The sequence below is a fragment of the Kitasatospora sp. NPDC094015 genome, from assembly GCF_040304075.1.
Taxonomy (GTDB): Bacteria; Actinomycetota; Actinomycetes; order Streptomycetales; family Streptomycetaceae; genus Kitasatospora.
This window is the reverse complement of sequence record NZ_JBEOUL010000017.1, coordinates 1-24,017: the sequence shown is the minus strand read 5'-3', so window position 1 is coordinate 24,017 and position 24,017 is coordinate 1. Positions and strand designations below refer to the sequence as shown.

At 73.2% G+C, this 24,017-nt stretch carries 17 protein-coding genes, 1 tRNA gene and 1 pseudogene; 10 read left to right on the top strand and 9 right to left on the bottom strand.

Features of this window, described 5'->3' with window-relative positions:
• Positions 1 to 45: 45 nt before the first annotated feature.
• Positions 46 to 732, top strand: coding sequence for an alpha/beta fold hydrolase (locus ABT014_RS20830; protein ID WP_350640478.1), 687 nt, complete (start codon positions 46 to 48; stop codon positions 730 to 732).
• Positions 733 to 911: 179 nt separating this feature from the next.
• Complete coding sequence (locus tag ABT014_RS20825; protein ID WP_350640477.1) at positions 912 to 1,622, top strand: alpha/beta fold hydrolase; 711 nt, start codon at positions 912 to 914, stop codon at positions 1,620 to 1,622.
• A gap of 119 nt (positions 1,623 to 1,741) precedes the next feature.
• Here ABT014_RS20825 and ABT014_RS20820 read toward each other — a convergent pair whose 3' ends face one another.
• Complete coding sequence (locus tag ABT014_RS20820) at positions 1,742 to 2,419, bottom strand: MSMEG_1061 family FMN-dependent PPOX-type flavoprotein (RefSeq protein WP_350640476.1); 678 nt, start codon at positions 2,417 to 2,419, stop codon at positions 1,742 to 1,744.
• A gap of 35 nt (positions 2,420 to 2,454) precedes the next feature.
• Positions 2,455 to 3,477 (bottom strand): PDR/VanB family oxidoreductase, encoded by a 1,023-nt coding sequence (locus tag ABT014_RS20815; protein WP_350640475.1) that lies wholly within the window; start codon positions 3,475 to 3,477, stop codon positions 2,455 to 2,457.
• A 114-nt stretch (positions 3,478 to 3,591) separates the two neighbouring features.
• Here ABT014_RS20815 and ABT014_RS20810 point away from each other — a divergent pair, with 114 nt between their 5' ends.
• Entirely contained in the window at positions 3,592 to 4,218 is a 627-nt protein-coding gene (locus ABT014_RS20810) for a TetR/AcrR family transcriptional regulator C-terminal domain-containing protein (protein ID WP_350640474.1), read from the top strand.
• Positions 4,219 to 4,428: 210 nt separating this feature from the next.
• Here ABT014_RS20810 and ABT014_RS20805 read toward each other — a convergent pair.
• A pseudogene (locus ABT014_RS20805) lies at positions 4,429 to 4,647 on the bottom strand (YxiG-like protein); the annotation flags it as partial.
• 179 nt (positions 4,648 to 4,826) lie between these two features.
• Here ABT014_RS20805 and ABT014_RS20800 point away from each other — a divergent pair.
• Entirely contained in the window at positions 4,827 to 6,410 is a 1,584-nt protein-coding gene (locus ABT014_RS20800) for a HEAT repeat domain-containing protein (protein WP_350640472.1), read from the top strand.
• Here the strand turns inward: ABT014_RS20800 and ABT014_RS20795 are convergent.
• Positions 6,405 to 7,019 (bottom strand): TetR/AcrR family transcriptional regulator C-terminal domain-containing protein, encoded by a 615-nt coding sequence (locus tag ABT014_RS20795; protein WP_350640471.1) that lies wholly within the window; start codon positions 7,017 to 7,019, stop codon positions 6,405 to 6,407. The two genes, ABT014_RS20800 and ABT014_RS20795, sit on opposite strands and share 6 nt — an antisense overlap.
• Positions 7,020 to 7,124: 105 nt before the next feature.
• Here ABT014_RS20795 and ABT014_RS20790 point away from each other — a divergent pair, with 105 nt between their 5' ends.
• Together ABT014_RS20790 and gcvH are read left to right on the top strand one after the other, a co-directional pair.
• On the top strand, positions 7,125 to 8,336 hold the full coding sequence (locus ABT014_RS20790) for an FAD-dependent monooxygenase (RefSeq protein ID WP_350640470.1): 1,212 nt from the start codon (positions 7,125 to 7,127) through the stop codon (positions 8,334 to 8,336).
• Between the two features lie 118 nt (positions 8,337 to 8,454).
• A complete protein-coding gene (gene gcvH / locus ABT014_RS20785) occupies positions 8,455 to 8,853 on the top strand; it encodes a glycine cleavage system protein GcvH (protein ID WP_350640469.1) in 399 nt (132 codons plus the stop codon).
• 94 nt (positions 8,854 to 8,947) lie between these two features.
• Here gcvH and ABT014_RS20780 read toward each other — a convergent pair whose 3' ends face one another.
• Positions 8,948 to 10,282, bottom strand: a complete 1,335-nt coding sequence (locus ABT014_RS20780) for a lipase family protein (protein WP_350640468.1) — start codon at positions 10,280 to 10,282, stop codon at positions 8,948 to 8,950.
• Positions 10,283 to 10,571: 289 nt separating this feature from the next.
• Between ABT014_RS20780 and ABT014_RS20775 the strand changes: the two genes are divergently transcribed.
• Positions 10,572 to 11,315 carry an SOS response-associated peptidase gene (locus tag ABT014_RS20775; protein ID WP_350640467.1) on the top strand — a complete coding sequence of 248 codons (744 nt, stop codon included), beginning with the start codon at positions 10,572 to 10,574 and terminating at the stop codon, positions 11,313 to 11,315.
• Positions 11,316 to 11,324: 9 nt separating this feature from the next.
• Here ABT014_RS20775 and ABT014_RS20770 read toward each other — a convergent pair whose 3' ends face one another.
• Positions 11,325 to 13,730: an ATP-binding cassette domain-containing protein gene (locus tag ABT014_RS20770; protein ID WP_350640466.1), complete on the bottom strand. Its 2,406-nt coding sequence runs from the start codon at positions 13,728 to 13,730 to the stop codon at positions 11,325 to 11,327.
• Between the two features lie 229 nt (positions 13,731 to 13,959).
• On the opposite strand from ABT014_RS20770, the gene ABT014_RS20765 reads away from it, so the two are divergent.
• Positions 13,960 to 16,056 carry a SpoIIE family protein phosphatase gene (locus tag ABT014_RS20765; protein WP_350640465.1) on the top strand — a complete coding sequence of 699 codons (2,097 nt, stop codon included), beginning with the start codon at positions 13,960 to 13,962 and terminating at the stop codon, positions 16,054 to 16,056.
• 173 nt (positions 16,057 to 16,229) lie between these two features.
• On the opposite strand, the gene ABT014_RS20760 is transcribed toward ABT014_RS20765, so the two are convergent.
• Positions 16,230 to 17,330, bottom strand: coding sequence for a M20 family metallopeptidase (locus ABT014_RS20760; protein WP_350640580.1), 1,101 nt, complete (start codon positions 17,328 to 17,330; stop codon positions 16,230 to 16,232).
• Positions 17,331 to 17,455: 125 nt separating this feature from the next.
• Here ABT014_RS20760 and ABT014_RS20755 point away from each other — a divergent pair.
• Positions 17,456 to 17,548 (top strand) — tRNA-Cys (locus tag ABT014_RS20755).
• A 108-nt stretch (positions 17,549 to 17,656) separates the two neighbouring features.
• Here the strand turns inward: ABT014_RS20755 and ABT014_RS20750 are convergent.
• Together ABT014_RS20750 and ABT014_RS20745 are read right to left on the bottom strand one after the other, a co-directional pair.
• Positions 17,657 to 18,751, bottom strand: coding sequence for an arylcarboxylate reductase (locus tag ABT014_RS20750; RefSeq protein ID WP_350640464.1), 1,095 nt, complete (start codon positions 18,749 to 18,751; stop codon positions 17,657 to 17,659).
• Entirely contained in the window at positions 18,748 to 19,710 is a 963-nt protein-coding gene (locus tag ABT014_RS20745; RefSeq protein ID WP_350640463.1) for an ACP S-malonyltransferase, read from the bottom strand. The genes ABT014_RS20750 and ABT014_RS20745 overlap by 4 nt, the downstream gene beginning before the upstream one ends.
• 429 nt (positions 19,711 to 20,139) lie before the next feature.
• Here ABT014_RS20745 and ABT014_RS20740 point away from each other — a divergent pair.
• Positions 20,140 to 24,017: acyltransferase domain-containing protein (locus ABT014_RS20740; protein WP_350640462.1), on the top strand; the 3,878-nt coding region annotated here is incomplete at its 3' end.

Genomic DNA, 24,017 nt, shown 5'->3' with positions numbered 1-24,017 from the left:
ACGGGCAGGGCCGGGCACCCTGCCCCGGCCACGACTGGAGGAATGATGGACCAGGCACGCGGCAGTGTCGTACTCGTCCACGGAGGATTCGTGGACGGCTCCGGGTGGCAGGGCGTCCACGACGCGCTGACAGCCGACGGCTACCAGGTGGCCGTCGTCCAGAACCCCACGTTCTCGCTGGAGGGTGACGTGGCCACCACCCACCGCGTGATCGAGGACGTGCCCGGACCGGTCACCCTGGTCGGCCACTCCTACGGCGGCGCGGTCATCACCGAGGCCGGCACCCACGAGAAGGTCGAGGCGCTCGTCTACATCGCCGCGTTCGCCCCGGACAAGGGCGAGTCGGTCGCCACCTTGATCGCCGACCCGCCGCCGGGTGCCCCGGTGCCGCCGATCCTGCCGCCGGTCGACGGCTTCCTGTTCCTGGACCGGGACAGGTTCGCCGAGTCCTTCGCCGGTGACCTGCCGGAGGCGCAGGCCCGCTTCATGGCCGACTCCCAGGTCCCCTGGGGCTTGGACGCCCTCAACGGCGCGGTGTCCCAGCCGGCCTGGCGCTTCAAGCCGTCCTGGTACCTCGTCGCCGCCGACGACCGCATGATCCCGCCGCCGGCCCAGCGCGCGATGGCCGAGCGGATCGGTGCCACCACCGTCGAGGCGCCCGGCAGCCACTCGGTGTACCTCTCCCAGGTCGCCGCCACCGCCGACCTGATCAAGCAGGCCGCGCGCGGCTGACCTGAGCCCCGCGCTCTCCCCGATCCGGACGTACGAGGAGTCCTATGAACACGGAGTTTTCCCGCCGCACGATGCTGGCCGCGGGAGCGGCGCTGGCGGGGTCGGCCGCGCTGGCGGCGAGCGGAGGAGGGACAGCCTCCGCCGCGGCCCCGAACGGTACCGGTGAGAGGAAGCCCAGGGTGAAGCCCACCATCGTCCTGGTGCACGGCGGCTACGCCGACTCCTCCTGCTGGAACGCCACCATCGGCGAGCTGCAGCACAAGGGCTACACCACGGTCTGCGGGTCCAATCCGCTGCGCGGCATCCCGACCGACGCCCCGTACATCGCCAGCCTGCTGGACAGCATCGCCGGACCGGTCGTGCTGGTCGCGCACTCCATGGGCGGGACGGTCATCACCAACGCCGCCGCCGGGAAGGCGAACGTCAAGGCCCTGGTGTACGTCGCCGCGTTCGTGCCCGACGTGGGCGAGACCCAGGGCGAACTCATCACGAAGTTCCCCGGCAGCGAGGTCGGACCGGTGAGTGTGCCGGTGCCGTACACCAAGGCCGACGGCACCACCGGGACCGATCTGTACCTGGGCAAGGACGGGCAGGCGGCCTTCGCCGCCGACCTCTCCGCCGCCGAGTTCCGGATCCTCCAGGCCACGCAGCGGCCGTTCGACGCCGACTCCTTCACCTTCCCGACGACGGCCGCGGCCTGGCGGACGATCCCGACCTGGGGCCTGGTCGCCGGCCGGGACAAGGCGATCCCGCCGGCGTGCGAGCGCTGGATGTACAGCCGCGCCAACGCCCGCAAGGTGGTCGAGGTTCCGACCTCGTCCCACGTCGTGATGCTCAGCCACCCCCGGGTCGTCGCCGACCTCATCGACGACGCCGCCAAGGCGGTCTGACACCGGGGGCGAACGTGGGTGCAGGCCGGCTGACCCCGGGTCTGCACCCACGTCGCGCGGGGTGACGACCGGTGGACCGGACACCGTCACCGACCTGATGCCGGCCGCCGTCCGGGGCATCAGTACAGGGTGGTGCGGTAGTGGTGCTCGGCGATCGCCGTGAGCTCGTCGAGCTGGTCACCCAGCGCGTCGGCCATCTTGGCGGCGTTCTCGGCCACGCTCATGGTGTAGAAGTCGCCCCCGAGCAGGACCGTCTCGGCCAGTCCCCGTGGATCGCCCTCCCACAGGCGTGACCTGATCAGGGCCTTGCCGCACTGGGCGAACACCTCCTGCACCCGCACCACGATCGCCAGGACCGCGGGCTTGGCGTCGGCAGCGAGCATGTCCAGCAGCCCGGGGTCGTCGCAGATGAAGGCGGACCCGTTGACCCGGACGACCTCGCGGAGCCCCGGCACGAGGAACACCAGGCCCACCCCGGGATTGCGGGACAGGTTCTCGAAGGTGTCGGCGAACTTGTTTCCCGGCCGGTCCGGGATGGCCAGGGTCCACGGGTCCAGCACCCGCACGGCGCCCGGCGGATCGCCCCTGGGGCTGACGTCGAGGTTGCCTCCCTCGTCCGTCGTGGCGAGGCAGAAGAACGGGCTGTGCGCGATGAACCGGGCGGCGAACTCGCCGATGCGCGGCTCCTTCTTGTCGGCGATGAACGGCGCCGGATACCCGATGATCTCGCGCACGCGCTCCATGGAGACGGGCCGGTAGTCGTCGGCGGCCGTACGGGTGCGGTCCTGGTGGCTCATGGTCGTCCTCCCGAAGGGTCCTCGTTCGGCATGTCCTAGACGTCCAGCACCAAGCGCCCGCCGCGAGCCCTGGAGACGCAGGGGTAGAAGCGGTCGCCGCGGGCCCGCTGCTCGGCGGTGAGGATGTCGTCGCGGTGGTCGGGCTCTCCTTCGAGCACCCGGGTCTCGCAGGTGCCGCAGACGCCCTCGCGACAGGAGCCGGCCACGGGCAGGTCTTCGGCCTGGAGCGCGGCGAGGACGCTGGTCCCGGCGGGCACCCGGACCGTGCGGTCGGAGCGGGCGCACACCACCTCGAGGTCGGTGTCGGCACGCGGCACCCTGGGGCGGGGCCGGAACCGCTCCAGGCGCACCGACCCGGCCGGCCAGTGCGCCGCCCGCTCCTCGACCGCGGTCAGCAGTGGTTCGGGGCCGCAGGCGTAGACGGCGGTGCCGGGGCGCGGCCGCTCCAGCCAGCGGTCGAGCGGGATCCGCCCCACCTCGTCCTTCGGGTACAGCCGCACGTTGTGCCGGTGGGCGGCCAACTCCTCGGTGAAGGCCATCGAGGCGGCGGTGCGTCCCCCATACAGGAGCTGCCAGGGAACGCCCCACGCGGCGGCCTGCCGGGCCATCGCCAGAATCGGGGTGATGCCGATGCCTCCCGCGACGAACAGGTAGGACCGCTCCCGTTCGAAACCGAAGTTGTCGAACGGGCCGCGCAGTCGGATGCCCTGCCCCGGTCGCAGGAAGGCGTGCACGTACTCGGAACCGCCGCGGCTCGAGCGCTCCCGCCGCACGGCGATCCGGTACGCGGCCCGGTCCTGCGGGGACCCGCACAGCGAGTACTGCCGCGCGATGCCCGTGGGCAGCGCCAGCTCGACGTGCGCGCCCGGCCGCCACGTGGGCAGCGGCCGCCCGTCCGGTCGCGCGAGGTCCACGGACACCACACCGTCGGCCTCCCAGCGCACCTGGCGCACGAACAGCCGCATCTCCCGCACCGCGCCGGCGGAACTCTCCGCGCCGGGCTCATCCCCGTTCCCGGCGGGGCGGTACCGATGGTCACTCACCTGATGGTCGCTCACCGTCTCACCCTCCTCCCTCTTGTCCAATGGACAATAGACCGTCGCTTGTCCAATGGACAAGAGGCGGCGCGGTATATTGCCCGCAAGATCCGAGGCGCAGCAGGGGAAAGGCACATGAGCATCAGCCGGGCGGCAGTCGTCGGCGCAGCACTGGACGTGCTGGACCAGCAAGGGCTGGACAAGGTGACGATGCGAGCCGTCGCCGACCGCCTGGGCGTGCAGCACAACACCGTGCGCTGGCACGTGGAGAGCAAGCAACGCCTGCTCGTGCTGATGTCCGACGCGATCCTCGCGGACCTGGACGTGGCGGCGCTGCCACCCGCCTGGGAGGAGCGCGTGCGCGCCCTCGCCCGCTGGTGCCGGCAGGCGATCCTCGCCCGGCGCGACGCGGCGCGTCTGATCGCCGGGCTCTCCACGGCCGAGGCCAACACCTACCGGTTCGCCGACACGATGATCCAGACCCTCCTCGACGCGGGACTCACGCCCCGCGCCGCGGCGTGGGCGAACTGGACCGTCTTCTACCTGATCCTCGGCATCACCCAGGAGCAGCAGGCCCAATCCGCCGAGGCACCCGAGCAGGTCGCGGCCTTCGACGACCCCGCCTACCCCGCCCTGCGCGAGGCCTCCGCCCATGTCGCGGCCGGCACCTTCGACGAACGCTTCGAGTTCGCACTCGACATGCAGGTGGTCGCACTGGGGGCCGAGCTCGCCCGCACCGCCGGCGCGACGACGACGAGCTGAGCGCCCGCCGGCCCTGACGGCGTCCGGGCCCTGGGCGGCGATGGGGTCCGGCCGGCAGTGCGGGCCGGCGCCGGACGGGCGGGCGATGCGGGGCCTTCGGGTGGGACGCGCCCCGAACTCCTTTGCGGCCGCGTGCAGGTCGACCCGGGTCCGGACCGCTTACGGCTGCCGCGCCGGCGCGGTCCGGACCGACCATCGCGCCGGCCGGCCGGTCATGCGCCAGGTCTCCGCCGGCACCGACGTCCCACACCGCGCCTCGACGCAGTATCGGAAGAGATACCGCAGGTGGGACGCCATGATGCCGGCACGGGGATCAGCCGTTACGCGGACGATGACCTCGTAGTCACGCAGGTAGTTGGTGTATCCGTGGTGCACGACAGCCTGATCGAACGTCTCGTTCAACATCTGCGCAAGTACGGCGGTATCCATGCCGCCCTTCTACCTCACTCTGCGGGACGTTCGAAAACCAGATCGGCTGAGGACCTCGCGTTCTACGCGTGCCTGCGTGCCATGCGCAGCGCTCCTCCGCCCCTGCTCCTCTGATCAGGACGTCCTCTTGGCCTGAATATCATTCGTCCGATGCATTCTTCGACTGCCAGGATGCCGCAGTGGGCGTAGTGGACAGGGCGTGGGAACGGCTCGGACAGCAACCCGGATCGACGGAGTTGGTCGCGACGCTACAGAGGATCGCGACGGGTGAACCGGCTGACGGGTACCGACTGGCTCACGCGATGTACGCGGACCGGGAGGGGATGAGCGCCTTGGCCCCGGACGCGCTGCCGATCGTGCTGGCCCTGGCCTGCGATTCGGCGCTGCCGGCCCGCGACGAGGTGGTGCTGGCATTGACCATGCTGGTCGAATGCGCGCGGTCCCAGCCCGTGGAGCGGTTCCCTCCAGCCTGGCCGTCCGCCTGGCAGGCGTGTCGCGCGGCCGCGGAGCCGCTGCTCGCGGACCAGGATCCGAAGGTGCGCTGGTGGGCGGTCGACCTGGTGGAGCTTCCGGGCCTGCTGCTGGACCGGCTGCGGATGGAGACCGAGCCGTCGATGCGGATCCGGCTCCTGCTGCGGCTGGGTCAGGTCGCGACACCGACCGACGATCAGGCACGAGCGGCCCTGACCGCAGCCACCGGGGCCCCGCTCCTGCGGCTGACGGCACTGCGAGGCCTGAACCGGTTGGATCCCGACGGCTCGGCCGGGCGGGTCGACGGGTTGGTGGAATTGTTCAACGACCCGTTGATGCCGGCGTCGGTCGAGCTGATGTGGAATCCGGCCGACCAGGAGTACCGTCCCGACCTGTCGGACCTGGTCCTGCCGACGGCCGAGGACCTGCCCGGCGCGGTCGCGGCGCGGTTCACCGCCCGGCTGGCCCGTAGTGGTGATCCAGAACTGCGGGTGGCGGCGCTCGACGCGGCCTGGGGGGTGCTGACGATGCGGCCCTCGGCCGGTCCGGAGCTGCTGACGATGGCGGGCGAGTTGCTCGACGATCCGGATCCGCGGATCCGCGTACGGGCCACCCACCTGTTGGCGATGCTGGGGAAGGCTGCCGCACCGTTCACCGACAAGTTGTTCGCGCTGCTGGACGACCTGAGCGGGGACGAGTGGCTGGACGGCACCATCGCGGACTTCGCGCGCTGGGCACTGGCTCGGATCGGCGATCCCCGCGCACTACCGGGCCTGGTGTGGCAGTTGACGGCAGTGAACAGGGAGCAAGGACGTAGCTGGACGGGTGGGGACCCGCATCGCCCGGATCCGTACGACGCACTGATCGCCCTGCCGGAGCACGCCGAGGCCCTGCGCCCGCAGATGGCCGTGTGGACAACGGGCGGGGTGTTCTCCGCAGCCGGTGTCCTGGCGGCGTGGGACGGCCGAAACGTCATCCCGTGCCAGCCACCTGCGGGGTCGGATCTGGAGTCGGTGGCGTGCCGGCTCGGCGAAATGCGACAGCGGTACCAGCCCTGGCACGAGGCGAGCAGGTACCGGACGGCGATGGTCGCCGTCGCGACGCTCTCCCAACACGGACCGCTGCCCCCGAAGGTCCGCGCCGCCGTGGAGCACGCGCTGTCCCTGGACCGCCGCCTGTCCAAGGAGTACGACTACCGGGCGGTCCTGGACGACGAACGCGTGCGTGACATGCTGCACCGGGCACTGCGCGGCGAGGCCGTACGGATGCCGGCCCTCTCCGTACCGCTATAGACCTCGGCTCGGAGGGACGGGGAAGGCGTCCTTCGGGCAGCTGCCACCGGACGCGGTGAGTCGGGCGGTCAGGCCGTCAACGATCAGGGCGAGGCCTGCCTCGAATGCCGCTTCGTGGTCGACGGGGGGCAGGTCGGCCGGTAGGTCCGGGTCGGCGGTGTTGCCGGTGTCGGCCTGTTCCTCCAGGACGCTGCCGACCGTGAAGCGGCCGGCCGCGAGCATCGCCATCTGCGCGTCGTGCTCGGGCACGCCGGAGTCGGCGAGGAACCTCATCTTGTGGCGGATCCGGTCGAGATCCGTACTGGGCGTGGTGCCGGCGTGGAGGCGCGCGCCGTCGCGGCGGATCAGCAGGGTGCGCCGGAAGCTGCGGGTGTTCTCCAGGAACCACGCGCGCCAGTCCTCCCCGGGCATCGGCAGCGGCGCCTGCGCATGGGGCACCATCGCGGCCTGCGCCATCGCGGCGAGCAGGTCCTTCTTGGTGCGGAAGTACCAGTACAGCGAGGGCTGTTCGACGCCCAGTCGCCTCGCCAGCTGCCGGGTGCTGACGGCGTCCAGGCCGACCTCGTCGAGCAGGTCGAGCGCCTCGGTGATCACGGTCTCACGGTTCATCTTCGCCACGTTGACAATCTATCGCTGATAGACGACGCTGCAAAAGAATCATTCACCGATAGATTTTGAGTGGTGGACATGACACGGAATTCGGGAGCGCGGTCCTTGCGCGTCCTCATCGCCGGCGGCGGGGTCGCCGGGCAGGCGCTGGCCTTCTGGCTGGCCCGGGGCGGACACCGGGTGACGGTCGTCGAACGCTTCCCCGCGCTGCGGGCCACCGGCGCCCAGGTCGACCTCCGGGGTCAGGGCATCGAGGCCGTCCGGCGGATGGGGCTCCTCGACGAGGTCCGGGGCCGGCTCGTGGACGAGAAGGGCGTCGCCTTCGTGGACGCCCGCGGCCGGGCCCGAGCGACGATCATGGCGAACACCTCCGGACAGGGCCGCCAGTCCCTGACCTCCGAGTACGAGATCATGCGCGGCGACCTGGTCCGGATCCTCCACCGCGCGACCGAACTCGACGCCGAGCACGTCTTCGGCACCAGCGTGGACAGCTTCGAGCAGGACGAGCACCGGGTCGTCGCGCACTTCTCGGACGGCTCGTCCGGCGAGTTCGACCTGCTGGTCGGCGCGGACGGGCAGGGCTCACGCATCCGCCGGGCGATCCTCCCGGAGGGCTTCGACCCGTACCGGCGGCTCGGGATCCACCTGGCGTACTGGTTCGTCCCGCGGATCGCCTCCGACAGCGACATCCGCGACACGTACATGGCCCCCGGCGGCCGGCAGATCATGCGACGCAGCCACAATCCGACCGAGACCCAGGTCTACTTCGTGCTGCGGGAGGAGTCCGAGGAGGCCTCGGCGATCCACCGGGCATCCGTCGAGCGCCAGCAGGAGTTCTGGGCGGGCCGGTTCCGCGACGCCGGATGGCAGACCGGGCGCTTCGTCGAGGGCATGCGGACCAGCCCCTTCTTCCACTCCCAGGAGGTCGTCCAGGTGCGCACCGACACCTGGTCCCGGGGCCGCGTGGTCCTGGTCGGGGACGCCGCGCACTGCGCCTCCCCCTACAGCGGAATGGGGATCTCCGGCGGCCTGGTCGGCGCGTACGTCCTGGCCGACCAGCTCGACCGGCACCCGGACGACCTGCCGACCGCGCTGGCGGCCTACGACACCGTGCTGCGGCCGTTCGCCGACCGGATCCAGGCCGCGGTCAGTCCACGGCTCCTGCGGCTGGCCATGCCGACGACCCGGCGCGCCATCGACGCCTTCCAGGCGGTCACCGCACTGGCCTGCTCCCTGCACGTCCCCGACCTCCTCGCGCGCCGGTCGAAGGAGGACCGCGGCGGTACCTGGGAGCTGCCCCGGGCCCGGCGCGGCTGAGCCCCGCCCGACACGCACGGACGGGCGAACGTCCGACGTCGCCGGTGGGCGCTGCTGCACGCTCGTGGGACGACGTCGCATGACGGAGCATCAGCTGTCAACTCGCCAGGAGGAAACGGTGGCCAACATTCCGACCGATCTCAAGTACACCCGGGAGCACGAGTGGGTGCGCACCCTCGACGGGGGCCGGATGGCGATCGGGATCACCGATCACGCGCAGCGCCAGCTCGGCGACATCGTCTTCGTCGAGCTGCCGAAGGTGAAGGACCGCAGGGAGGCCGGCGAGCCGTTCGGGACGGTGGAGTCGGTCAAGTCGGTGACCGAGGTCTACCTGCCGGTGAGCGGGACGGTGTCGGCCGTGAACGAGGAGCTCAACGACTCTCCGGAGGTGATCAACGACGACGCCTACGGCGACGGCTGGATGATCGAGATCACCCCGGACAAGGGCGCCGGGCAGAACGGCCTACTCACCGCCGCGCAGTACGAGGCGTACGTGAAGGCCGGGTCCGACGACTGACGGCAGCCGGTCGCCCGACGGTGCGGCCACCCCGGGCGGTTGCCCCCGGGGTGGCCGCACCGGCCGGACGGTGGTGGCGGTGAGGGTGGCGGCGTCAGCCGACCAGGCGCTCCACGATCCAGTCCACCAGCGGCTTGGTCACCTGGCTGTGCACGGTGTTCTCGGTGTCGCACTTGAACTCGTCGAGCGCGCTCTTCTCGTCCACCGCCTCGACCCGCTCGTACGGGTCCACGTCCCAGGCCACCGGGTCGTAGTCCAGCGCCACCGCGCTCACCGAGGGGACGAAGCAGCCGTACTCGTAGGTCGCCGGGATCTCGGCGCCCAGCGCCTTCGCGATCTTGCCGAAGGAGTCCAGGGTGCCGCCCGGGGCGCCGTCGAGGCCGGGGACGTGCGAGGTGAAGCCCCGCCGCACCTGGCCGACGGCCCGCATCTCGCCGATCGGCTTCCGCTCGCCGCCGTCGGGCTGGAAGTTCGCCCGCGCGTACACCACCAGCGGCACCTGCACCTCGAACACCTCCCCGCCGGCCGGCAGGTCGCGGCCGACGCCGGTACCGGTGCCGTTGGCGACGCCCAACTTGCGAGGCCGCTGCGGGAACTGGCCCAGCTCGCGCAGCTCCGACAGGAACTGGACGCGCAGCTCGCTGGCGGTGGCCACCGGCCCCTCGTACTTGGCGTCCGGGACCCACGCGTACAGCAGCTGCTGCGCGGCGGGGCTCCGGATCAGCTCGGCCTCCTTCACCTTGCCGGGCTCGGTCGGCATCGACTCGAAGAAGTAGGCCATCTGCTGGAGGACCAGCGGGATCCAGGCACCGTTGTGCGGGGAGTCCCAGGACAGGTACGTGCCGGTCTGGTGGTCCTGGCCCTTGTCCTCCATCTCGGCCAGTGCGTAGCGGGTGATGATGCCGCCCATGCTGACCCCGCCGACGATCAACGGCGTGTCACCCACCCGGCGGTTGATGGCCTCGTTGATGGCGCTGATCACCACCCCGGCATTGGCCTGGATGTAGGTGTGGCGCTGCTCGAAGCCGACCAGGACGACATCGATGCCCGCCGCGAGCAGCTGGTCGAGGAAGCCCTTCCGGCCGCCCGGGTAAGGGGCGTTGAAGTGCGCGAAGAGGTCGTCCAGGTTGCTCGGGCCGTAGTTGAAGCCGTCGGCGAAGATGAACGGCCGCTCCAGCTCCCGGTGGCCGTCGGCGAGGTAGACCGCCGCCTCGCCGAGCGCCACCTCCCGCCGGTACGGCCGGGCGGAGCGGAGCGGCCAGGTCTCCTTCGACCGGCCCTCGCCGCCGCCGCGCGCGCCGGCGGTCGGGGTGCCGAACCACGGGCCCTTCGGCAGCCTCCTGGCGTACTCGGACGTCTTCTCGGCCGAGGACTTCTCCTCGGCCTGCGACCACGTCAGTTCGACATCGATCCTGGCTTCCTGCGTCATGGGATGGGTACCGCCTCTGCTCGGGTGTCACGGGGACCGGCACCCTGCGCCGCGACCTGCTGCGAAACGGGCTGCGGCGCACCGGAGTTGCCGGGACGACAAGGGTGCCGCCGTCCAATGTGCAGGAAGTTCGCACAGAAACCGATGCGCCCCGCCGCCGACCTGCCCCCCAGGGGTGGTGAACCGGCGCAGTACGGGAGCGCGCGCCCCGCGCGCCCGCTCCCCTGCGCCGGTCGGGGCCCATACTGGAGGGTGCCAACCCCGCTCGACGGAAGGACGGTCCAGCACGATGTGCGGCCGATTCGTCTCCACCACGACCCCGGCGGACCTGGTCGACCTGCTCGGCGGGCTGCGCTGGGACCCGGTGGAGACCCTCGCACCTAGCTGGAACGTGGCGCCCACCGACCCGGTGCCGGCCGTGCTGGAGCGGGTCGACCGGGAGACCGGCGAGCTGGTGCGCCGGCTGCGTCCGCTGCGCTGGGGCCTGGTCCCGTCCTGGTCGAAGGACCCGTCCGGCGGCGCCCGGATGATCAACGCCAGGTCCGAGACCGTGCACGAGAAGCCGGCCTTCCGGAAGGCCTTCGCCTCCCGGCGCTGCGTGATCCCGGCCGACGGCTACTTCGAGTGGCGCCCGGTCCCCGCCGCCGACGGGCACAAGGCCTTCAAGCAGCCGTACTTCCTCAGCACCGGCACGGTGATGCTGCTGGCCGGCCTGTACGAGTTCTGGCGCGACCGTTCGCTGCCCGAGGACGACCCGGCCGGCTGGCTGACCACCACCACGATCATCACCATGGACGCCACCGACAGCGCCGGCCGGGTGCACGACCGGATGCCGCTCACCGTCGCCCCGGAGGACCTCGCCGGCTGGCTCGACCCGGACACCTCCGACCCGGACGTGCTGCACCGGCTGCTGGCCCGGCCGGGCGGCGGCGACCTGCGGGTGCGGGCGGTCTCCACCGCCGTCAACAGCGTCCGGTCCGACGGGCCGGACCTGCTGGCGCAGGTCCCGGACCCGCTGGGCCTGGCGGACTGACCCCGCCGGTCAGCCGCCGACGTACGCCGCGAGATGCTCGCCGGTGAGCGTCGAGCGGGCGGCGACCAGGTCGGCAGGGGTGCCCTCGAAGACCACCCGGCCGCCGTGGTGGCCGGCGCCGGGGCCCAGGTCGATGATCCAGTCGGCGTGCGCCATCACCGCCTGGTGGTGCTCGACCACGATCACCGACTTGCCGGCGTCCACCAGCCGGTCCAGCAGCCCGAGCAGCTGCTCGACATCGGCCAGGTGCAGCCCGGCGGTCGGCTCGTCCAGGACGTAGATCCCGCCCTTCTCGCCCATGTGGGTCGCCAGCTTCAACCGCTGCCGCTCGCCGCCGGACAGCGTGGTGAGCGGCTGCCCGAGGGTGAGGTAGCCGAGCCCGACATCGGCCAGCCGGGCCAGGACCGCGTGCGCGGCCGGGGTGCGCGCCTCGCCGTCGGCGAAGAACGCCGCCGCCTCGTCCACCGACATCGCCAGCACCTCGCTGATGTCCCGCCCGCCGAGGTGGTGGTCCAGCACCGAGGCCTCGAACCGCTTGCCCTCGCACTCCTCGCAGGTGGTGGCGACCCCGGCCATCATCGCCAGGTCGGTGAAGACCACACCGGCGCCGTTGCAGTTCGGGCAGGCACCCTCGGAGTTGGCGCTGAACAGCGCCGGCTTCACCCCGTTCGCCTTGGCGAACGCCTTGCGGATCGGGTCGAGCAGCCCGGTGTAGGTGGCCGGGTTGCTGCGCCGCGAGCCGCGGATCGCGCCCTGGTCGACCGAGACCACACCCGCCCCGGCCCCCGCCGGCCCCTTCACCAGCGACCCGTGCACCAGCGAGCTCTTGCCGGAGCCGGCGACACCGGTGACCACGACCAGCACCCCGAGCGGGACGTCGACGTCCACCTCCCGCAGGTTGTGCGTGCTCGCGCCACGGATCTCCAGCGCGCCGGTGGGCGTGCGCACCTTCTCCTTGACGGCGGCGCGGTCGTCCAGGTGGCGGCCGGTGACGGTGCCGCCGGCGCGCAGCCCCTCGACGGTGCCCTCGAAGCACACCGTGCCGCCGCCCGAGCCGGCGCCGGGGCCGAGGTCCACCACGTGGTCGGCGATCGCGATGGTCTCCGGCTTGTGCTCCACCACCAGCACCGTGTTGCCCTTGTCGCGCAGGCGCAGCAGCAGCTCGTTCATCCGCTGGATGTCGTGCGGGTGCAGGCCGGTGGTGGGCTCGTCGAAGACGTACGTGGTGTCGGTGAGCGCGGAGCCGAGGTGGCGGATCATCTTGACGCGCTGGGCCTCACCGCCCGACAGGGTGCCCGACGGACGGTCGAGCGAGAGGTAGCCGAGGCCGATCTCCACGAACGAGTCCAGCGTCCGGCCCAGTGCGGTGAGCAGCGGTGCCACCGACGGCTCGGCCAGGCCGCGGACCCAGTCGGCGAGGTCGGTGATCTGGAGCGCGCAGGCGTCGGCGATGCTGAGGGCGCCGATCCGCGAGGAGCGCGCGGCCTCGCTCAGCCGGGTGCCGCCGCACTCGGGGCAGTCGGTGAAGGTGACCGCGCGGTCCACGAAGGCCCGGAGGTGCGGCTGGAGCGCGTCCCGGTCCTTGGACAGCATCGACTTCTGGATCTTGGGGACCAGGCCCTCGTAGGTGAGGTTGATCCCGTTGATCTTCACCTTGGTCGGTTCCCGGTACAGGAAGTCGTGCATCTCCTTCTTGGTGTACCGGCGGATCGGCTTCTGCGGGTCGAGGAACCCGGACTCGGTGAAGACCCGGGTCGTCCAGTGCGCGTCCGAGGTGTAGCCGGGCACGGTGATCGCGCCCTCGGCGAGCGACTTCGAGGCGTCGAAGAGCTGGGTGAGGTCGATGTCGGAGACCGAGCCCCGGCCCTCGCAGCGCGGGCACATCCCGCCGGTGCGGCTGAACGACGCCCGGACGGTCTTCCGGGCCCCGCGCTCGACCGTGATCGCCCCGCTCGCACGGACCGAGGGCACGTTGAAGGAGTACGCGTTGGGCGAGCCGATCTGCGGCTGCCCGAGGCGGCTGAAGAGGATCCGCAGCATCGCGTTGGCGTCCGTCGCGGTGCCGACCGTCGAACGCGGGTCGGCGCCCAGGCGCTGCTGATCCACCACGATCGCGGTGGTGAGCCCTTCGAGGACGTCCACCTCGGGGCGGGCGAGCGACGGCATGAACCCCTGCACGAAGGCACTGTAGGTCTCGTTGATCAACCGCTGGGACTCTGCGGCGATGGTGCCGAAGACCAGCGAGCTCTTGCCCGAGCCGGAGACGCCGGTGAACACCGTGAGCCGGCGCTTGGGGATCTCCACGCTGACGTCCCGGAGGTTGTTCACGCGTGCGCCGTGCACGCGGATCAGCTCGTGGCTGTCGGCGACGTGCGGGGCGGGCGACCGCCGGTCCGTCCTGCTGGCCTTGCTCATCGGATCTCCATCTCTCGGGCGGGCCGCGTCGCACGGGCGGGGCCGCGCATGGCGGCCACGCTAGCGGGCGCCGGGGGGCGACGCTTCTCGATTCCTGACCGGATGCGGGCCCGCTCCCCCCGGGGCCCGGCCCCGCGTCCGAGCGCCGCTGGGGTGGCGGGCGCGCCCCATCCGGGCTTGGATCGGGAATGTCTTGCTGATCCCGGTCCCGTGAGAGTTGGGTCCCCTGGTGAACAGCCCGAAACCCGGCCCCCGCGCGGACGGGGACCGCCTCGACCAGGCCATCCTGGCCGCACTGTTCTCGCAGTCGCCGGTCGGGCTGCACCTGCTGGACACCCGCCTGCGGCTGGTGCGGGTCAACGTGGCGGCCCGGCTGATCCGGCACTTCCCGCTCGACCGCCTGATCGGCAGGCCGCTCACCGACCTGTTGAAGGCCTTCGACGTCTCCGGCCCCGAGCACGTCGAGCGGGTCGTCCGCGAGGTGCTCAAGACCGGCGGCCCCGTCCTCGACCTACGGATGCGCGCCCGCAGCCAGGCCGACCCGGAGGTCGAGGCCATGGTGTCGGCGGACGTCTTCCGCCTCCAGGAACCGGACGGCACCGTACTCGGACTGGCCTTCGCGATCACCGACATCACCGCCCGGGCCCGGGCCGAGGCCCGGCTGCGGCTGCTCAACCGCGCCGCCACCGCCGTCGGGACCACCCTCGACATCTTCCGCACCGCCGAGGAGATCTGCGAGGTCACCGTGCCGGACCTGGCCGACTCGGTGGCCGTGGACGTGTTCGACCCCGTGCTGCGCGGCGAGGCCCCCGCCGCCGCGGCGACGCTCGACAGCGCCCCGCTGCGCCGCGCCGGCTTCCGCTCCGCCGCCGGCGACTCGTACCCCGGGGAGGTCGCGATCGGCGAGATCGGCACCTACCCCTTCGGCACCCCCTACCGGCGGGTGCTCACCGACCTGGCGCCGCTGCTCATCGCGCACCTCGACACCGACGCCGAGTGGCTGGACCCGACCCGCAGACGCGACCGCCGGCTGCTCACCAACGGTGTGCACTCGATGATGGTGCTGCCGATCCGGGCCCGCGGGGTGGTGCTCGGGATGATGTGCCTCTACCGCTGGCGCAACCCCGTCCCGTTCGATCGCGGCGACCTGGACCTCGCCGAGCAGCTCACCGCCGGGGTCGCGCTCAGCCTGGACAACGCACGGCTGTACAGCCGGGAACGCTCGGTGGCCCGGATCCTGCAGCGGGAGCTGCGGCGCACCGACGCACCGGTCAGCTCGGCGGTCGACACCGCCCAGGCCTACCTGCCCGCGGGCGCCGGGGGCGGCTGGTTCGACGTCATCCAGCTCTCCGGCGCGCGGGTGGCGCTCGCCGCCGGCGACACCACCGGGCGCACCCTCAACGCCCCCTCCGCGATGGGCGAGCTGCGGGCCGTGCTCGCGGCGCTCTCCGACCTCGACCTGCCGCCGGACGAACTGCTGGAGCGGCTGGACGACCTGGCGGGCTCCGGCGACGAGAGCGGCGAGGGCCCCGACCGCGCCGCCAGCTGGCGGGCGAGCTGCCTGTACGTGGTCTACGACCCGGTGAGCCGGCTGTGCACGATGTCCAGCGCGGGCCACCCCGCGCCGGTCCTGCTGCACCCCGGCGGGGAGGTCGAGCCGCTCGACGTGCCGACCGGGCCGCCGCTCGGGCACGGCACCAGCCACCACACCGTGCTCGAACGCACCCTGCCCGAAGGGAGCGTCCTGCTGCTCTACAACACCGCCCTGCTGGGGGACGGGCGACGCCTGGACCGGCCCGGCGCCGGCCTGGACGCGCTGCGGCGGGCCACCGCCGGGGTGCGCGGGACCGCGCTCCAGGACACCTGCGACGCGATCGTGGACGCGCTGGCGCCGGAACAGCCGCTGCGGGACGCGGTGCTGCTGCTCGCGCGTACGCATGCGCTCGGGGCGGAGCAGGCGGCGGCGTGGACGCTCCCGAACGCGCCCGAGGCCGCGGCCGGGGCGCGGCGGCTGGCCGGGGGGCAGCTGGAGCGGTGGGGGCTGGCGGAGCTCACCGACGGTGCGCAGCTGATCGTGAGCGAGTTGGTGACCAACGCGGTGCGGTACTCCGACGGGCCGATCGAGCTCCGGCTGCTCCGTGACCGGGCGCTGATCTGCGAGGTCGGCGACGACAGCACTACGGCGCCGCGGCTGCGGCGGGCGGACGACACGGACGAGGGCGGGCGGGGGCTGTACATCACGGCGCACCTCACGGAGCGGTGGGGGGTCAGGCCGGAGCGGCGGGGGAAGACGATCTGGGCGGAGTTGCCGTTGCCGGGGGGATGAGGGGGGCGGCTGGGGGCGGGGCCGAGGGCGAGTGCGGCGCTGTGGGGAGTTGGGCGCGCAGTTCCTCGCGCCCCTGAAGGGTGACCCGGAGCGGGGAGGGATGGGCGAGGCCTGGGGGCAGGTGCGGGGAGGTGGGGGGCTGGGCGCGCAGTTCCTCGCGCCCCTGAAGGGGGTTACCGGGGGTGTGTGCGGAGGGCGGTGATCAGGTTGGCGATCAAGGTGGCGCGTTCGGGCATGGTGGCGGTGAGGAGGTGTTCGTGGTCGGCGTGGGCGCCGCCGCCGACGGCGCCGAGGCCGTCGAGGGTGGGGACGCCGAGGGCGGCGGTGAAGTTTCCGTCGCTGCCGCCGCCCACCGTGGCGGAGCCGATGCCGGGGAGCAGCTCCTGAGCCAGGGCGAAGAGGGCCGCGGAGGCCGATTCCGGCATCGGGGGCCGGCCGATGCCGCCCCGGACCTCGATCCGTGCGCCGTCCAGGTGGGGGGCGAGTGCGGCGAACCCGGCCTCAACCCGGTCCTTCTCGGCCGTCGTGGCGACCCGGACGTCGACCACCACGGTCGCCTCCGCGGGGACGACGTTGTCGAGGGTGCCGGCCGCGGCCACGGTCGGGGTGACGGTGGTGCCGACGGCGGGCCGGCTCAGCGCGGCGACGGCGAGCACCTGGTGCGCAGCCTCGACCAGGGCGTTGACCCCGGCGGCGGGTTCCAGGCCGGCGTGCGCCGCACGGCCGGTGACGGCGATCTCGAAGGTGCCGCACCCCTTGCGCCCGGTCTTCAGCGCGCCGCCGTCCGCGGCGCCCTCGACCACCAGGACGGCACCGCAGGCGAGCGCCCGCTCCTCCAGCAGGGCGCGGGACGCCCGGGAGCCGACCTCCTCGTCGGCGGTCACCAGGATCTCGACGCCCGAGCGGTCCGCCAGCATCGCCACCCCGTGGACGGCCTGGACCAGGCCGCCGAGCATGTCGAACACGCCGGGGCCGGTGGCGCGCCCGTCCTGGACGGTGAACGGGCGCCGGCTCAGCGTGCCGAGCGGGAACACCGTGTCGTGGTGGCCCAGGATCAGCACCGCCGGCTCGCCACCGCCGGACCAGTGGACGTGCGGCCCGGCCTCGCTCGCGACCAGGACGGCCCGCCCGCCGAGCCGGCGCTCGATGACGCCGGCGACGGCCTCGGCTGAGGCCGTCAGCGCCGCGACGTCGCGCGAGGGCGACTCGACCTCCACCAGGGTCCGCAGGTCCTCGATCATCGTTTCGACCCTGGGGCCGGCGGGCTCACGCATCGTCACGGACGCAAGGCTACGGGGCGGGCGCGAGCCGTCCCGCAGCAGGTCAGCCGCGGGTCAGCGCCCGGTCAGCGCCCCGCGGCAGGATGGTCGCAGTCGGGGAGAGCACGGGGCCCCGACCGGGAGAGGTGCCCGGAGCGGCTCATCGGGTGCCAGGCCGGCAACGGCCAGCAGGGTCCTCGCGGCCCGCGCAGGTTCGAATCCTGCCCTCTCCGCCGCTGCCGCCCGGGTGTCCACCCCCACCGGAAGGGCGAGAGGCCGGTGCCCCCGGCGGCAGCAGGCGCCCGCCGGGGGCCGGAACGGTCGGCCGCCCCCCGGACCGGTCAGTACAGCCCCTCCGGCGCGGTGGACGTCACCTGGAGCGGCCGGACGTTCGCCACCCCGTCGCACGGGAAGTGCCCGCCGGTGTCGTACCGGACGGCCTGGTCGCGCTCCAGGACGTTCGGCAGGAACAGGTCCTCGTGCAGCACGGTCAGCCGCACCTGGCCGGTCGCGCCGTACGGCACCGGGCTCGTCCCGTCGTCCTGCCGGACCACCGCCATGGTGACCTGCGGGTAGTTCGGCAGGTACGGCAGCAGCCGGCCGTCCTGGTGGGCGGGCAGGCCGGCGGCGTTGCCGAAGGTGTTGCCGTAGCTGAGCCCGCAGATGCCACCGTCCAGCGCGGCCAGGAAGGCCCGGTGGGTGGCGGGGGCGATCTGGGTGCCGCTCAGCCGCACCCCGTCGAGTGCCGCCACCAGCTCCGGGCGGCTCTGCACCAGTGCCTGGAACACCGCCGGGGTGGTGTTGAGGTAGTGTACCCGGCCGGCGCCGAGCACGTCGGCGATCTGCTCCAGCAGGTGGTCGGTGTACTCCCGGGCGTCGGCCAGCCGGCCGGCCCGGATCAGCCGCTTGACCCAGCGCGGGTCCATGTCGACCGCGTACACCTGGCCCGCGTGCAGCTCGGCGGCCTCCCAGACGCCGTTCCCGATCAGGTGCGGCCCGGTCGGGGTGGCCTGGAGCCAGGTGCGGTGCGGGCGGAAGCCCTCCGTGACGAAGGACCAGCGGCGCCAGGCGCCGCGGTGCAGCAGCATGTCGGGGGTGTAGAAGACCCGGCAGGGCGTGCCGGTGGTGCCACCGGTGTCCCAGACCCGGCCGGCCAGCGGGCGCGGCACCGCCAGCGGGACCAGGTCCACCGGGTCGCCGGTGCGCAATTCCTCCACCGGGAACGGGCCGAACGCGGTCAGCTCCGCGTAGCGGGTCACGTCCAGCGGGTCGAAGTCGAACCCGGCCGCCCGCCGGAGCCAGTACGGGCTGCCCGTGCCGGGGGTGAAGTGACGGCGCACCACCCGGCGGGTCCACGCGTCCAGGTCGGTGGCCAGCCAGCCGTCCACCAGGTCGTCGCACCGCTGCGCCGGGTGCGCGGGTGCCGCGGCGCTCACCGGGCGGGCTGCCCGCCGGAGGCGTCGATGCCGAGCTCGAAGACGGCGGCGAGCGCCTGCTCGATGTGCTCGGGGCGGTCGACGTGCACCACCGGGAACGGGAAGTCCAGGATCCCGTCCGGGATCGAACCGCCGAGCACCACGCCGAGCCGCACGCCCTGCTCGGCCATCCCGGCGCAGACGTCCACCAGGCTGATCGGCTCGGTGGCGTTGCGGTGGAACAGGTCGCGGACCTCCGCGCCGGTGGTCAGCCGCCTGCGCTCCAGGCAGGACAGCAGCGGCAGTTCGGGATCGGCGAAGTCCATCGCGTCCAGGTACGGGGCCATGAAGGCGCGGAACGGCTCGCGCAGCGGCGAGTGCACCGCGATCGGCCGGTCGGGCAGCGGGACGACGGTGCCCGGCGGGACCTCGGTGGCCAGCTCCTGCAGGGCGGCCAGCTCGCCGGAGAGCATCAGCAGGTGGACCGAGCCGTCGACGGTGGAGCCGAAGTCGCCGGCCAGGTGCACGCCGGGGCGCCCCTTCACCCCGTACGCCGACTCGTCGGCGCCGGCCGGGACGAAGGCCAGCGCGAGACCCTGCCGGGGCTCCTCGGCGGGGAGTTCGGGTGCGTGGCGGGCGTGCAGCAGCATGTCGAACAGCTCCCGGCGGCCCAGCGACCCCGCCAGGCAGCTCGCCGTCATCGCGCCGAGGCTGAGGCCGCCGAGCACCGAGGGCCGCAGCCCGTGCTCGGCGAGCACGTCGTGCACCGCGAGCGCGAGCACGGTCTCCCGGACGGTGCCGACCGCCTGGCGCTCCTCCGGTGCCTCGGGCAGCGGCTCGTCCAGCAGCCGGCCCTCGGTCAGTCCGGTCCAGCCCGCCACCTCGGCGTACAGGTCGCGCATTACCGGATACGCCTGATAGAGCTCGAGGCCGTGCGGTTCGGTCCCGACGCCGCCGCCGAAAAGATATCCCAGTGCCATGTACGCCCCCTGCCGGAAAGTCTCCGAAATGGAATGGGCACATCGGGCCCGCGGGAGTGTTTCGGATTCCCGGTACCGCCGGTGCCGAGGGGAACCGTAGCAGGGGGACCCGGCCGGGAGAGCCCGTCCGACCGAACATTCCGCCCCGACCGGCGGTGTCGCGGCGGGCGCTATCGAGAAGATATCGGCGGCTGCCAGCATATGCCCGGTGCTCGTGCCGGGAGACTTCGGCAATGCGTTGGTAATGCCCGGAGAAACGGGCCGCCACGAACGCGGCACCGTAATTCGCCGACCCCGCACTTCCGATCGGCCGTGCGCGCACCACGGGTCGCGGGCCGCGTCATCGAGCCGATATCCGGCTCATGCACGATCTTCCGGGAACCGCCCCGCCCGCCGGCCCCACCCGCCCCGAAGGAGCTGAGACGCACGATGGCTCATGGACCCGGTCCTGACTCGCCGCTGCTGTGGACGCTCGCCGCACCGAGCGTGGCCGGCCTGGCCGGCCGGGCCGGCTGGCTGCACCGGCACCTGGCCGCCGACCCCGAGCTGCGGCCCGAGGACGTGGCCCGCACCCTCGGCGCGGCGCCCGGCGAGGGCCCGTTCCGGGCGGCGATCGTGGCGGCGGACCGGACGGAGCTGCTGGCCCGGCTGGCGGCGCTCGCCGACGGCGGCACCCCGCCCGGCCTGCTGACCGGCACCGCCGGGGACGGCCGGACCGCCTTCGTCTTCCCCGGCCAGGGCTCGCAGTGGACCGGGATGGCGGCCGAACTCCTCGACACCGCACCGGTGTTCCGCGACCGGCTGGACGAGTGCGCGCAGGCCCTGGAGCCGTTCACCGGGTGGTCGGTGCCGGACGTGCTGCGGCAGGCGCCGGGAGCGCCCTCGCTGACCGGGGCCGACGTGGTGCAGCCCGCACTGTGGGCGGTGACGGTGGCACTGGCCGCGCTCTGGCAGTCGTACGGGATCGAGCCGGGCGCGGTGCTCGGCCACAGCATGGGCGAGATCGGCGCCGCCGTGGTCGCCGACGCGCTGTCGCTGGAGGACGCCGCCCGGGTGGTCGCGCACTGGAGCCGGCTGCAGGCGACGCTGGCCGGCCGCGGCGACATGGTGTCGGTGATGGCCTCCGCCGAGCGGGTCCGGCCGCTGCTGGAACGCTGGGACGGACGGCTGGCGGTGGCCGCCGTGAACGGCCCCGGCTCGGTGGTGGTCTCGGGCGACGCGGACGCGGCCGCCGAACTGGTCGAGGCGCTCGGCGGCTCGGGCATCCACGCGCGCCGGGTGATGGTCGGCCTGGCCGCGCACTCCCCGCACATCGAGGCGATCCTGCCCGAGCTGCGCGAGGTGCTCGCCCCGCTGCGGCCCCGGCCGGCCCGGCTCCCGTTCTACTCCGGCGCCACCGGCGGGCTGCTCGCCGACCCCGTGCTGGACGCCGACCACTGGTGCCGCAACCTGCGCGACACCGTGCTGTTCGGCCCGGCCGCCCGGGCGATGCTGCTGGACGGCCACCGGCTGCTGCTGGAGGTCAGCCCGCACCCGGTGCTCACCTCCGCGCTCCAGGAGACCGCCCAGGAGTGCGGCGCCGACGCGCGGGTGCGCGGCTCGCTGCGGCGCGACCAGGGCGACCGCACCCGGGTCCTCACCGCGCTCGGCGAGCTGTTCGTGGACGGGCACCGGGCCGATCTCGCGCCGCTCGCCGGGGAGTTCGACGGCCGCCTGCTGGAGCTGCCCGCCGGTGCGGAGCCCGCGCCCGCGGAGCCGGCCGGGGCCGCGCCCGGACCGGACCTGGCCACCCGGCTGGCCGGTCTCGCCGGACCGGAGCAGCACGCCCTGCTGCTGGATCTGGTGCACCGGGCGGTCCGCGAGACGCTCGGCCGCACCGACCGGGTCGACCCGCAACGCGCCTTCCTGGACCTGGGGTTCGACTCGGTCTCGGCGCTGGAGGTGCGTACCCGGCTCGGTGCGGCGACCGGCCTGCGGCTGCCCGCCACCGCCGTCTTCGACCACCCGACGCCCGCGGCGCTCGCGGAGTTCGTCCGGCTCGAACTCACCGGCGGCGCGGTGGAGCCGGAGCCGCAGCGGCGTACCCTCCGGGCCGACCGGGACGACCAGGTGGTGATCGTCTCGATGGGCTGCCGGCTGCCGGGCGGCGCCGACACCCCGGACCGACTGTGGGAGCTGGTGGCCCAGGGGGTGGACGCGGTCTCCCCGTTCCCCGACCGGCGCGGCTGGGACCTGGCCGAGGGCTACCGCGCGGACGGCGGCGAGCCCGGCCGGTACTACCAGCGCGAGGCCGGATTCCTGCACGAGGCCGACGAGTTCGACGCGGAGTTCTTCGGGATCAGTCCGCGCGAGGCGCTGGCGATGGACCCGCAGCAGCGGCTGCTGCTGGAGACCTCCTGGGAGGCGCTGGAGCGGGCCGGGATCGACCCGACCACGCTGCGCGGCAGCCGGTCCGGGGTCTTCGTGGGGGCCATGACGATGGACTACGGCCCGGGCCTGGTGGCGGGTTCGGACCTCCAGGGCCACCTGCTGACCGGCAACACCGGCAGCGTGGTGTCCGGCCGGCTGGCGTACAGCCTCGGCCTGGAGGGCGCGGCGGTCACCGTGGACACCGCCTGCTCCTCCTCGCTGGTGGCGCTGCACCTGGCGGTCCGGTCGCTGCGCGACGGGGAGTGCGACCTCGCGCTGGCCGGCGGGGTGACGGTGATGTCCACGCTCGGGATGTTCATGGAGTTCAGCCGGCAGGGCGGGCTGGCGCCGGACGGGCGGTGCAAGGCGTTCTCGGCCGCCGCCGACGGCTTCGGGTTGGCCGAGGGCGCGGGGATCGTGGTGCTGGAGCGGTTGTCGGACGCGCGGCGCAACGGGCATCCGGTACTGGCCTTCGTCCGCGGCTCCGCCGTCAACCAGGACGGGGCCAGCAACGGTCTGACCGCTCCCAACGGCCCGTCCCAGCAGCGGGTGATCCGCACGGCGCTGGCCGACGCGGGCCTGACGGGCGCCGAGGTGGACGCGGTGGAGGCGCACGGGACCGGCACCCGGCTGGGCGACCCGATCGAGGCGCAGGCCATCCTCGCGACCTACGGCCGGGGGCGCCCCGACGGGCAGCCGCTCTGGCTGGGCTCGCTGAAGTCCAACCTCGGGCATGCGCAGGCGGCGGCGGGGGTCGCCGGGGTGATGAAGATGGTGCTGGCGATGCGGCACGGCCTGCTGCCGAAGACGCTGCACGTGACGGGTCCGAACCCGGAGGTGGACTGGTCGGCGGGCGCCGTGGAGCTGCTCACCGAGGCCCGCGTGTGGCCCGGGGACGAACGCCCGCGCCGGGCCGGCGTCTCCTCGTTCGGGATCAGCGGCACCAACGCGCACGTGATCCTGGAACAGGCTCCGGCCCCGGAAGCATCCGACCGCGACGAGGCGGAGCCGGACGGCGTGGTGTGGCTGCTGTCCGCGCGCAGTCCCAAGGCGCTACGGGAGCAGGCCGAGCGGTTGTTGACGGTCGAGCAGGACACCCGGGACATCGCCCACACCCTCGCCACCGGCCGTACCCGCTTCGACCACCGAGCCGTCGCCACCGGCAACCGCACCCAGCTCCGCGCGGCCCTCACCGCCCTCACCACCAACACCCCCCACCCCGCACTCACCACCAACACGGCCACCACAGGCGGCCGCACCGTCTTCGTGTTCCCCGGTCAAGGCTCGCAGTGGCCTGGTATGGCCGCCGAACTCCTCGACACCGAACCCGCCTTCGCGCGACGCATCGCCGAGTGCGAGGACGCCCTCAACCCCCACGTCGACTGGTCACTCACCCACCTCCTCCGCACCGCACAACCCCTGGACCGCGTCGAGATCGTCCAACCCGCCCTCTTCGCCGTCATGATCTCCCTCGCCGCCACCTGGCAACACCACGGCATCCACCCCGACGCCGTCCTCGGCCACTCCCAAGGAGAAATCGCCGCAGCCGTCGTCGCCGGCGCCCTCACCCTCCAAGACGGCGCCAAAATCGCCGCCCTCCGCGCCCAAGCCCTCACCCAACTCCGCGGCACCGGCGGCATGACCACCATCAACCTCCCCCCCGACCACGTCACCCACCTCATCCAACCCTGGCCCGACCTCACCATCGCCGCCCACAACTCCCCCACCACCACCGTCGTCGCCGGCCCCACCCACACACTCCAACAACTCCACACCCACTGCACCACCCACCACATCCGCCACCGCCCCATCAACGTCGACTACGCCTCCCACACCCCCCACATCGACACCCTCCACACCCACCTCACCAACACCCTCACCAACCTCAACCCCCAAAC